This window comes from Paenibacillus sp. FSL R5-0912, assembly GCF_000758605.1.
Taxonomy (GTDB): Bacteria; Bacillota; Bacilli; order Paenibacillales; family Paenibacillaceae; genus Paenibacillus_AQ.
This window is the reverse complement of record NZ_CP009282.1, coordinates 2897275-2909959: the sequence shown is the minus strand read 5'-3', so window position 1 is coordinate 2909959 and position 12685 is coordinate 2897275. Positions and strand designations below refer to the sequence as shown.

Sequence of the window (12685 nt, the reverse complement as noted above, 5' to 3'; positions counted from 1 at the left end):
CATAGGATTACCCCTGCTCATAGACTCTGCTCCCTGTAGGCGCTGGGGGTAATTCCGGTGATTTTCTTGAACAGCTTGCTGAAATGGCTGGGATCGCTGTAGCCGACGGCATAACAGATTTCGTAGAATTTGTTCTGCGGGTCTCTAAGCAGCTTCTTCGCCTGCTCGATTCTGACCTTGGTCAGATATTCGAACAGCGTTTCCCCCGTTTCCTGCTTGAACAGCAGCCGGACATAGGTCGGACTGAGATAGACGCCTGCCGCAATATCCGCCACTGCCAGATTCTCCGGATACCGTTCTCCAATCAGCTGACGGACCCGTTCTATCACTTCGCTTGTCTTACCGCTGCGCTTCATCCCTACGAAATCACAGACCTCAAGCAAATAGGCTTCTGTATATCCCAGCAGATCCTGCATCGTCTCCTGGCGCGCAACCTGTTTCCAGGCAGCCGTCTCGCGTTTTTCCCATTCCTCCGTCATTCCGCCAAGCTCCAGCAGCACCTGGCCGGACTGCAGAATCAGATGCAGACTGACATTCTGCGCATACCGCGCCCCTTGTCCCCGGTTCTGCCCGAGCAGACTGAAGATGTCACCAATCTCCGTCTGCAGACGTCCGCGGTCTCCGGATTTCAGGGCAGACCACACCCGCTCCCCCCACTCCGGCTCGTACCGGTAACGCAGATTCTCGCCGCGCTCTCCGGACACGATATTGTCCATAGTCAGAATACGGTTTTTGCCCAGATACCACTTCTGGTCAGCTGCATCCCTCGCCTGTTTGTAAGAGGACGGGATCTCCGGCAAGTGCTCAACCCCCTCGCCGACACCGATGGTTACACTAAGCTTCAGCCATTGCCGCAGATTGCTGCGGATTGATTCTGCCAGCACCAGCAGGTCATTCTCGGGAGATTCGCTGAACTCCTGCGGCTGCAATTGTCCGGCCAGCAGAATCCCGACGTACTCTCCCGGCTCCTTCTCGAAGGTCACGCCGCGCATCTGCTTGTCAATCAGCTCCTGGATGATATTCAGCACCGTATAGGACAGCAGCTGTCTGTCCTGCTCGCTGCGGGTGTCCAGCACCTGCGGCACATCATCGAGCAGAATGACCATGAGGATGTAGCTGTCCGCCGCGAGCTGCTGCAAGCCCAGAAATTCCAGCTTGTCCTGAATATGCGCGGTATGAACACCATCGCTGATAACGGACAGCAGGAACTTCTCGCGCAGCAGCGGCATGCTCTGCGTCAGCTTCACCTGCATCTCCTTGATCCGCTTGCGCTCCTGCCTCTCCGCATCCAGCGCTGCAGTCACCTTGCCCATCACCACAGACAGCTCCTTGCGGCTGACCGGCTTAAAAATATAATCCGCCGCATGCATCTGCAGCGCGGACTTAAGGTATCCGGCATCATTGTGGCCGCTGATGAAGACGATCTTGGCCTCCGGCAGCAGCGCCCGGACCTCAGCTGCCATGCGGATGCCGTCCATTGACGGCATCTGGACATCCGTCAGCACGATATCCGGCTTCAGCTCCCGGATTAGCGCCAGTCCTGTGTCCCCGTCGTCTGCGGTTCCAACCAGCTCAATCCCCTGTGCCGCCCAGTCCACATAGGTCCGCAGCCCGTTCACCACCGACGGCTCATCATCCACAATCACCAGTGTTTTCATAAATCCGTCCCTTCTTACTCATGATCTGCAAGGCCAGTTCGTAGGAATAGAGTGTGTTGACCAAAAATTCTACAAAGACTGTTCATCTCCTGCCAAAAAGCAATAAATAGGAAGCAATATAGTTTACACATTCATTCTGCATGTTCAATGTACGCAGACTAAACAGCCGTTCCTCCCGGATTAGAGATTCTCTAATTAGGAAGGAACGGCTGTACGTCTAGCCCGGCGAATAAGCTTCCGCTAAGCGAGAAACTGGACTTGCAGAAGCACTAGCAGGCAAGCGAATGAACTTGAGTTGTCGAGAAACGCTGCGGGCAGGCTATTGATGTTATGATCTCGCCAGCTTTCTTCCAATGAAATGAAGAAATTGAAGAAATGGCATAAATAAGAGGATTACAATCAGGCTGAAATACAAAATATCCGGGAACACAAACAGATCATTGCGAATGAAGTAATCAATACTTAGAACACCGTATGGAAGAAGTAGAAGCACGCTTGTTGCAACGCCCGGCGTCCATCTCCTCAAAAACAGCGATACCCCTATGTGAAAGAAGGAGTGCAGGAACAATCCAAGGCTCAGCACCATGTAAAGAAGATAAAAATGATACTCATAAGCTAGGAATGCTGCGGCCGAAAATAGGACAAACAGCACTCCCACCGCCGCTGAGAATTGAGACCCCGTAAGGGAGGACATTTTTTCCACTCTGGATTTGGCGAAGCCGGGAATCTTATTGTATATCTGCTCCTTGTTTCTCTGAACCCATCCGGGAGTAGGAATGATCTCTTCAAAATCATGAATCATAAATATGATCGGGAGCAGCCATAAAATAGCGGTGTCACTAATCAGCTGGTTCATTACATTCTCCTTTCTGCGGTCAAGGTCCCAATCCTCCGCCGGATTTGCTCGTGGGGATACTTCTTCGTCTCAAGAATCTGGACCAGATATTCCAAGACCTTATCTCTGTCCGCAACGTCCGGTGAATAACCGCGTGCTTCATACGTCCTTTTCATCTTACTCATTTCTCTATATGGTATTATCACACCTTCTTCATATTCCTCCTGATTGTAATTTCTGTTCCTCACAGATACAGCGATCCCCATACAAAGTGAAATAAAATGAGCATCGTTCTGCCGGTACAATTCACTGCTCATATATTGGAGCAGCAGCTTGCGATCCTCCGCTACATCGAAAGCTAAGCTTCTGATACCGGGTGCCGATTGACGAAGCAAATTACGCAGAACCGTCTTTGGCCCAATTTCAACGGCAACCGTAATTCCGCTGCTTTGCAGGAACCGCATGGTGCTGGACCATAAAACTGGGGATACAATCTGATCAGGTAAGGAATGTCTGATTTCTTCCACCGAGCAATAAGGACTCGCCTTGAGGTTGGAAACAACCTCCCACTTGGGCATGCGGATAGTAAGAGAGCGCATCTCTTCCGCCAGTCGGTCTCTGGCTGGCAGCAATATCCGGCTGTGAGCGGGCAAGCTTACCGGGAGCCGCTTATAGTGGATTCCACGTCTGTCCAGAACGTCTAAAGCCTCCTCCAGCTTCTTCTTATGCCCCGAGATTACAGTTTGCTGATCGGTATTGTAGTTAGACGGTTGAACGAATTGACCGGGCTCGGAAACCAAGGCGCATAACTCTTCAACCATAAGAGGACTAACGCCTGTGACGGCAGCCATTCCTCCCTCCACCTCTGCGCAGGCTTCCTCCATAAATTGCCCTCGTCTGGCAATCAGCCTGACTGCATCAGAGAATTCGAGTGCACCCGCGCAGGTCAAAGCGGAATACTCTCCCAGACTGTGTCCGGCAGAAATGGCCGGTTGAATCCCTACCCTCTCCTCGTAGACTTTGAACATGGCAACACTGTTCGCCAGTACTGCAAGCTGGGTGTTGCGGCTGCCGTCCAGTGCAGCCGTTTCTTCCGTGCATAATTTTTTCACGTCTACTCCAGACCAGTCACTGGCTTCTTCATAGACTGTAGCAGCTTCCCGGCAAGTGCCGATCCATTCTTTTCCCATCCCAATGTACTGTGAACCTTGCCCTGGAAACAGAAGTGCAAGCTTGTTCATCGCTAAGCCACCTTTGCAAACAATATACTCTTACACAATCCCCTCTAAACTTCTTGCCATGATTCGGACATTAGGCTCGTTCAGCATTGAATAATGCGTGCCGGGAATGGGGTATACGCAGAAATCTGCAGACAGTCTTCCCCATTCGGCCAGATCCATTCCGTGTTGTAAATTAATGTTCAATATCTCAAGTATTTCTCTGGGCTGAGGCTGCTGTGCCTGGAAGAAATGCAGCCGCCCGTTATACATTTCCAGCGGATTATGAGTTCTCAATGCGTTGTGGTTACTGACCCATACCTGGAAGAAATGCATGATCTCCTCATCGGGCAGCAGGCTCAACTGAGTTGAATATTTCTTCAAATAGCCGACAATACCCGCAATATCCTCCCGGGGCTGCGTGATTACGCGAACAGACGGAGCCCCCGCATCCTCTCGAATGTTATCGTTTGGAAAGTACAAGGAAGCAATAATAGGGAATGCCTCGAGGAATTTCTCATCGGTCATGACCTTGTTATTAAAATAAGCTTTAGGCGGATGGCTGTCGAACAACAGCAGCTCCGCTACCAAATCCCCGGTCCGCTGCAATTGAAGCGACATTTCAAAGGCAACATTCCCTCCGTAAGAGTGCCCCCCTAGAAGATACGGCCCCTGAGGGTATAGGCGCTTAATTAACTTAATATATTCGGCCGCTGTCTCCTCAATGCATTCCTTCTTCTCACCCGCCCGCTCTGCGGGCATCCCCACCTGGATCGCGAATATATTACGGTTGCAGTTTAATTCCTGAACCAGCGCCTTGTACACCATCACCGTTCCTCCCGCAGGATGGATCAGAAAGACCGGAGACTGGGCATCATCACCACTTCTAAGCCTCACCACACGCTCATCCGGCTCATCGGTTCTCGCATGGTGAACTTCCTCTCCTCCAAGCTTGGACAGCAATTGTTGGACCTGAGTTCCAAGAGTAGGCTCTGCTATGAATCTGGACAATGACAGCTGAACTCCGAATTCCTGACTTATTTGAGATTGAATCTGAATAGCCCGGAATGAATCCCCACCGGCCATAAAAAAGTCAGTATCCATATTTATTTGTTCCACAGGGAGATGCCGGCGCCAAATTTCCACAAGTCTGGAGGTGACCTCCTCCGGCGATCTGCCGCCTGCCTCATTAGATACTGTGATACCAGGCTCGGTTTGAGGCTCGGTTTGTGGCTTGGCTTCGATCCAGTGACGCGTCCGTTCGAAGCTGTATGTGGCTAGGGACACTCTTTTAGCCTCAAGTCCTTCATAATACTTCTCCCAATCTATAGCTATACCGCTGCACCATAACGCTCCAACCGTCTCCATGATGCTTTGGAACAGCGAATACTCCGACACATCCTCCTGGATTCCGGCGATCTGATGCACCTGATCTGCGGCTTCCTTATTTAACTCCATACAGCCGATATGGAAGAGATGTCCAGCTCTACGGTTGCCGTCATATAACTCAGCTGTGGATTTAATATCAGCGTCTGTGCCGCGTCCGGATGATGCCGGGTCCTCCAGCAGGATGTCCAGCACATCCTCCACTCTGATCTGGCCAAGTAGTACCTTGATCGCATAGTGTCCATCGCCTGTGTAAGCGTAAGTATTCGGCATCAATCCAAACTCGGTAATAATTCCAGAGAGAAGCGACAGGTTGCAGATATAAGAGGCCGTTCTCCCGGCAGCCTGTTTGGTTAGCCAGGCTGGCCGCTCCGTGCAGATCCTTCCAGCGGCGCAATCCAGCAAGTCGCTGCAAGTCAGCCCATGCCTGCTCAGAATTTCCGAGCTGGCCAACTGGCTGCTGGCAAAGGAACCTCCGCAAGCAGATAGTTGAGAATACAGCTTGTCCAACATCCCAGCTTCCATATCGGAAACAAGCAACGTCAAAGGATGTGTCCGGGATGGGGACTTCTTTATCTCCGTAGTAGAGCCGAGCTTAGTCTTCAGCTCCTCCAAATTTCCGCAGACAATTGCCCGGCGGTATTTAAAGAGCTTTCGTCCAGTGGCAAGTGTATACGCAACATCAGCCAATGGATAGCCGTTTTTTTTCAGCTGGTTTAGCAGTTTGTCCGTGTAGCTGATCAATGAGGTTTCTGTTTTGGCCGACAACGGCACCAGATACAGCGGCCGCTCCTTTCCCTTCATACGCTCCGGCACATACTCCTCCAGAATGATATGGCAGTTAGTCCCCCCGAGTCCGAAGGAACTGACGCCCGCAAACCGGTTTCCCTCGCTCTCCCATTCCTCACACTCCGTGTTAATATAGAACGGGCTTTTCTCCAGGTTTAATTCCAGATTAGGGGATAAAAAATTTACGGTCGGCACCATTTTCCTGTTACGCAGCATCATAGCCACTTTAATTAAGCCGACAACGCCTGCAGCCACGTCCAGGTGTCCTATTGAAGATTTGACGGACCCCAAAGCGCAAAAGGCTTTTCGATCAGTATATTCTGCATACACCTGACAAAGAGCAGACAGTTCCACCGGGTCTCCAAGCCGTGTGCCAGTTCCATGAGCTTCCACATAGCTGATATCCTCTGGACGGACACCGGATAAATTAATCGCATCCCGGATCGTCTGGATTTGGCCCTCAACTCCCGGAGCTGTAAACCCGACTTTATGTAATCCATCGTTTCTCACCGCGCTGGATTTGATAACGGCATAGATAGAATCCCCTTCTCGGACTGCATCCTCATAGCGCTTCAGAATCACAACCCCGACTCCGTTTCCAGTTACCGTGCCGTTCGCATTTTCATCAAATGCCCGGCATATCCCATCGGGTGACAAAATTCCGCCTTCGCTGAACTCATACCCTACCCGTTGTGACGATCTGACCGTAACGCCGCCAGCCGCCGCCATAGTACATTCTCCATTCAGCAAGCTTTGAATTGCCATATGCACAGCAACCAAAGAACTTGAGCATGCAGTCTGAACAGTCATGCTGGGGCCCGTTAAGCCCAGCTTGTATGATACCCGAGTGGAAAGAAAGTCCTTTTCGTTCCCAATCAGCAACGGGTGAATACCCAGCGTATCCATAAGATCGCGATTCGGCAGCAGGTTGCGGTACAAGTATGTATTAGTGCTGGAGCTCCCGAACATCCCGATGATCCCCGGATACCTCCCCGGGATATTCCCGGAGTCCTCAAGGGCATTCCAGACAGCTTCCAGGAATATAAGGTGCTGAGGGTCTGAAATGTCGGCCTCCGATGAGGACATGTCAAAAAAGGTGTTGTCGAATTCCTCAATCTCCTCCAGAATTCCGCCAGCATTTACATAGTTGCTTTTAGTAAATGATACTTCCCCCTCCCGGGCCATTTCCTCGGTGGAGAAGAACTGTATGCTTTCTCTGCCTTGCTTCAGGTTGTCCCAGAATTCATCCAAATTCCCCGCATCGGGTACCCGGCAGGACATTCCTATAATCGCAATATCGTAGCTCGTATCCTTATCCAAAGTTAGTAACACTCCCCTCTACGGTTTGGTTCTCCGATTCATCGCATGTTTTCTTAACTGCTGTTTGTCAATTATGCCAGCAGTCGAGTGCAACGTCTGGTCATCCTTGTGCCTTGACTGCATGCTCTCGATATGCCCAGCCTGCTCCGCTACGGTAGAATATTGGAAGAGGTCTGCTATGCTGATATCTGCACATAATTGATCTTTAATGCGATTATGCAATTCCACTACAAGAATAGAATTCCCGCCCATATCAAAAAACGCCTGGTCTATTCCCACCTGATCCAATGACAGAACTTCTTCCCACAAGCAGGCAAGCTTCCGTTGCAGCTCGGTCTCAGGGACAGCAGTACTGTTTGACTCCAAGATCCCGTAGACAACGGGTGGAAGGGCCGTGCGGTCTATTTTTCCATTTGCGTTCAGTGGAATCTCTTCAACAGCTAGAAAAGCGGATGGAATCATATAATCTGGCAATTTGCCCTTCAGAAACTTCCGAAGCGTCCCGGAATCCAATAGCTCTTGACCCTGCCAAATCACATAAGCCACAATTTTTTTGTCTTCATCGCGGCTGCCGTCTACCAGAATTACAGCATCCTTGATTCCGTTAAAAGCGAGGATTCTGGACCGGATTTCCCCGAGTTCAATCCGGAAGCCTCTAATTTTGACCTGTGAGTCCTGTCTTCCCAAATATTCGATATCTCCGTTCGGCAGATATCTTCCCATATCACCTGAACGATACAGGCGATTGCCAGATATCCCGCCTATGAAATCATTAATAAATCTCTCCGCGGTCAGTTCAGGGCGATTGAAGTATCCCTTGGATACCCCTGCGCCTCCGACATAGATTTCCCCGTGAACACCAGGCGGAACCAAATTCCGATAATCATCAAGCAGATAAATCTGCAAATCGGGAATTGGTTCTCCTATATAACTTCCGGTGGCGAATTCGGTATCAGCCATAACGACGGGTCTGTACGTAACATGGACTGTGGTTTCGGTAATTCCGTACATGTTGACCAATGCTGGTTCTTTGTCCCCATGACGCTCAAACCAAGGTCTCAGACTCTGGAGATCAAGCGCTTCTCCTCCAAAAATGACATACCTCAATGCCAATGGAAATTCTTGATGCAGGCTCTGGTCCACATTCATCAGCTGCTTGAATGCAGACGGGGTCTGATTCAGCACCGTAACGCCTTCCGAGCTCAACAGTCTGTAAAAAGCATGGGGCTCTCTGGTGACGTAGTAAGGAACAACAACAAGCTTGCCTCCGTACAATAAAGCCCCGAAAATTTCCCAAACCGAGAAGTCAAAGCTGAATGAATGGAAGAGTGTCCAAGTATCCCGTTCGTCAAAGTTGTACCTCTGTTGGGTTGAAGTAAACAAGCGGACGGCATTCCGGTGGCTGACCATAACGCCCTTCGGCTTTCCGGTCGAGCCGGACGTATAAATAATATAAGCAGTGTTATCAGCAGTTACATCATGGTTAGACTCTGGCATCTCCGCCGGTTCCGGCACATTCCAATCTCCATCTGCATACAATATGTCCGTCTCGCCAGCTAGAATATGGGTAGCTAACCCCCGCTCGGTGATCATAACAACAGGTTGAATATCCTGTATGATCTCGGCAATCCGTTCCGGAGGGGCTTGATGATGAATGGGGACGTAAGTCCCTCCTGCTTTAAGAACAGCCAGAATGGCCACGATCATATCGAGCGAGGGCTGCACCATCAAGGGCACCTTCACTTCGGGTCCGACACCCTTCGCCTGTAAACAAGCAGCCAGAATGGAAGATTTCAGATTTAACTCACTGTAGGTAATCTCCTCCTGCCCGCACACTACCGCTGTTCTTGCCGGAAATTGCTCCGCCATCTTGTGAATCCGGCTATGCAATGTTTCTTCTTCCGTAGACTTCGCGGCAGGATAGTTCCAGACGTTCAGGATTTTCTCCCGTTCTTCCTTAGTAATTATGGGATAGGCACCTATCTCCAGTTCCGGTTTATCCAGCACCTCCGAGATGAGCTGAACATAATGAAGAGCCATGCGCTGAACGGTCTCTTCCTTGAACAATGCAGACTGGTAGTGAAACTGCCCTGACAGCGAGCCTTCGACTTCCTCCAGGTACAGGGAAAGCTCATACTGGGAAGCTTGTACTGGCACAGGAACGGGATGCAGGACTAGACTCCCTAATTGAATACTCGGTCTCTCTTCCGCATAAAGAAAGCGCCCCGACCGGTTCGAGGATGTCGGCTTCTCGTACGTCAAGGAAACCTGGAAGACAGGCGTCCGGTTGCCGTTACGTTGACCCTGCAGCTCCCGGACAATATTAAAGAAGGGAATATCTCCATGGGTCAGACCCTCCATAGAAACTTGCTTCACATAAGCAACCAATTCCGGAAAAGAGAGGCTGCTGTCAGCGTCAATCCGGAGCGGAAGCATATTGACTAAATACCCTATCGTATCTTTGAACCTGGCACTGCTTCTGCCGGTTGTCGGCGATCCGATGATGATATCCTTTTGCCCCGAATATTTCTGGAGAAGCATGTAATAGAAAGCAAGCATAATTACATAAACTGTAGCTTCATGCGCCCCCGCTAGTCTTCTGATTCCATCTACCATCTTTGGACTCAGCTCGAAGGAGCAGGATTGGCCTCTGTAATCTGTATGATCTCCTCTTGGATAGTCCGTTGGAAGATCCATGCAGGGCAGTAAACCGTTCAATGTTTCTTTCCAGTAATCCAAGGAATGGCGGCCTTCCTTGGATGCTAGCAATCTCCCTTGCCATTTGGCAAACTCACTGTACAACACGCCGGAAGTGCCTGGAGCTGCCTTTCCATGCTCAACCAGACTTGTAAAGATCAACCCGAGCTCGTTCAACAAAACACCCTGGCTCCAATAATCCATCGCTATGTGGTGTATGGATACCAGCAGCCTGCCCTGTCCCTCCGCCTTTTCAAAAAAATCAACTCTCATTACTTTGCCGTTCTCCAAATCAAAGGGATGTTTGGATCGCTCGTGAACCAGTTGGTCAATCGTTTCTTCCTCCAGATCAAATACCTCATGCACCATCCAGAATTCTTCCCCGTTCATCACCTGCTGGACAACTTTGTAGGGGCCTCCGGTATTCTCTCGATATCCGGTGCGTAAGATAGGGTGCTTGTCCCGCAAAATGCGGAAAGATTCCCGCAAAAGGTCGATCCGGATCTGATTATCAATCAGTGAACAAAAGTTTAAGTGGTACGCACAAGAGTCTGGAGAGAGGCGATATTGTAAAAACAATCCTTCCTGCCCTTTGGAGACAGGAATAGAGTCTCCGGTTAGACCCAGTTTATCTCTCAATATAGCTTCAGCAAGCTGGAGTTTCTGTGTTCTTTCGAGGGTCTGTTCCATTTCTTCCTCCTTAATGTGCCATAGATTACCGCTGCAAGGCATCAAGAATCCGGTTAAGCTCTTCCTCTGAATAACTGTCCAGACGGTTGTAAACCGTCTCCATGTCCATCGTGTCCTGATCCAGTTCTTCTATCGTCGGGCTTGCCTCCATAACGGCAGATGCCCTGCTCTCTTCGATTATTCTGCCGGCAATAGTCTCTATAGTATTGCCCTCCAGATAATAGGTGATCGGAAGCTGTACCCCATATTTCTCCTCGACCAGGTGATGTAACTCAATGGCTGTAATGGAATCGGTACCGAGCAGATGGATCGGCATTCCGATGTCGATCGATTCAGTCTCACCGGGAAGTAACCTCTTGAAAGCTGCAGTCAAATCAGCAAGTACAGTATTCCGGAGCTCATTCACTGTTAGCTCATTCGTCAAACCGGTTGTAAATGGGGAGCGGGATTTACTCTCCCCCGTCATGTCGGTCAGATGCTCATAGATGTATACAGGGTTTAGTTTTTTTTCAACATAGAGCACTCTGCATTGACTTCTTTGGAGCTTGCCGGTGCGGGTAAGCGGAAGCGATTGAGGAGATACATAGAGCAGCTCCGCAATCCGAATTCCGTTGCGTACTTGAATATCCGCGACTGTCCGTTCGGACAGCCGGGATAACTCCCCCTTGTCCTGTAGTGCGGTTTCCACTATTACAATCAGGCGTTCACCCTCACTAGCATCAACCGAAAAAGCCGCACACTGCCCTATTGCCGTTGCCTGGCGGCGAACCCCCGCCTCAATATCATCCGGGTAGAAATTCTGCCCTTTGATGATTATTATTTCCTTCAGTCTTCCGGTCAGAAAGAGATTGCCGTCGATCTTGCAGGCCAAGTCCCCTGTCCTGAAGAATGGCCCCTCTCCTTCGGGCAAATACAAACCGAAATCCAGCTTTGTTTGATCAGAATTGTTCCAGTATCTATCCGCCAGTCCGGGTCCCTTCACCCATACCTCGCCGGTCTCGCCCGATCCACACTCCCGCCCGCTGCTGCTGTCCACAATTACGGCATGATACCCTGCAACGACCTGACCACAACTATATATACCTGGAAGTGATTCAAGCCCAATCGGCTGTTCATTCAATGCGCTGATTGAGATAATGCCCGCCTCGGTCATTCCGTATCCTATGATCAGACTAGTAGCCGCAAAGCCATGCCTGCTGAAAATGCGGGTGAAGCTATCCACTGTGGAGGGAAGAACCCGCTCCGAGCCGCTGAGAGAAATTCGTAGATGGCTCAAATCTAATCCTTCCGCCTGTTCCTGCGTATAAGCGCCAGCCGCCAATTTGTATACAAAATCAGGACCAAGAAATATGGTCGCTCTGCGCCGGGATAGCTCCGTTACCCATTCAAGAGGCGATTGTAAGACTCGGAGCATGGGCAGAAAAACAACCTGAAGACCAAAAGTTAATGAAATGAATACATTCAGCATCCCCATAATATGCTGCAACGGGCTGACACACACTGAACTGTCTGTATCCTGCAGCCGGAGACGGTCCTGAACGGACATCACATGACTGCTGAAGCTTTGATGTGTATGAACGACTCCCTTAGGCCTGCCAGTAGAACCGGATGTATACAGAATGAATGCCTCGGAGAGAGGGGATAGATCGGCTGGTATGTACTCAGCCTCTTCTGACAGACCGTCAGTCGTATATATGCTATAACCCGGCAAGCGCGCCTGGAGCATGGGCTGCATCTCGGATGTGGTCAACAGAAGGTTTGTCAGACAATCCGCGGAGAAAGCCTTGAGTTCCTCCACAAACGACGCGCCTTTGGTCAAATACATGGGAACCGCTATAACTCCTCCGAAAATGCAGCCAAGAAATGCAACCGTAAATTCAATGTTCGAGTTGAATAGGAGAAGTACTCTGCTCTTCGGCTGGCATCCCTGCTTGCGAAGAAGCGCAGCAACGCCTTCGGCTCGCGTAATCAATCCGGAATAAGTAATTCCACGTTCCCCTGTTTCGTCCATAGGAAGTTCTATCAATATCTCTTTATCCGGCCATCTTGACGCTGACTGCCTTATCATCTCAAAGATACTGTTCATTGGCTTC

Annotated in this window: 6 protein-coding genes; all 6 read right to left on the bottom strand. The window is 50.2% G+C overall.

All coding sequences use genetic code 11. The annotated features are described in order from the left end of the window. Window positions 1-17: 17 nt before the first annotated feature. The gene (locus R50912_RS12145) at window positions 18-1658 is read right to left on the bottom strand and encodes a response regulator transcription factor (protein WP_042235102.1); all 1641 of its coding nucleotides are present in this window, start codon (window positions 1656-1658) and stop codon (window positions 18-20) included. A gap of 328 nt (window positions 1659-1986) precedes the next feature. After that, on the bottom strand, window positions 1987-2514 hold the full coding sequence (locus tag R50912_RS12140) for an HXXEE domain-containing protein (protein ID WP_042235100.1): 528 nt from the start codon (window positions 2512-2514) through the stop codon (window positions 1987-1989). After that, the gene (locus R50912_RS12135) at window positions 2514-3734 is read right to left on the bottom strand and encodes an ACP S-malonyltransferase (protein WP_042235098.1); all 1221 of its coding nucleotides are present in this window, start codon (window positions 3732-3734) and stop codon (window positions 2514-2516) included. The genes R50912_RS12140 and R50912_RS12135 overlap by 1 nt, the downstream gene beginning before the upstream one ends. A gap of 30 nt (window positions 3735-3764) precedes the next feature. Then, the gene (locus tag R50912_RS33255; protein WP_052416245.1) at window positions 3765-7205 is read right to left on the bottom strand and encodes a type I polyketide synthase; all 3441 of its coding nucleotides are present in this window, start codon (window positions 7203-7205) and stop codon (window positions 3765-3767) included. An 18-nt stretch (window positions 7206-7223) separates the two neighbouring features. Next, window positions 7224-10592, bottom strand: coding sequence for a non-ribosomal peptide synthetase (locus R50912_RS12125; RefSeq protein WP_197073076.1), 3369 nt, complete (start codon window positions 10590-10592; stop codon window positions 7224-7226). A 25-nt stretch (window positions 10593-10617) separates the two neighbouring features. After that, window positions 10618-12660, bottom strand: coding sequence for a non-ribosomal peptide synthetase (locus tag R50912_RS12120; RefSeq protein WP_269322109.1), 2043 nt, complete (start codon window positions 12658-12660; stop codon window positions 10618-10620). Window positions 12661-12685: the final 25 nt, after the last annotated feature.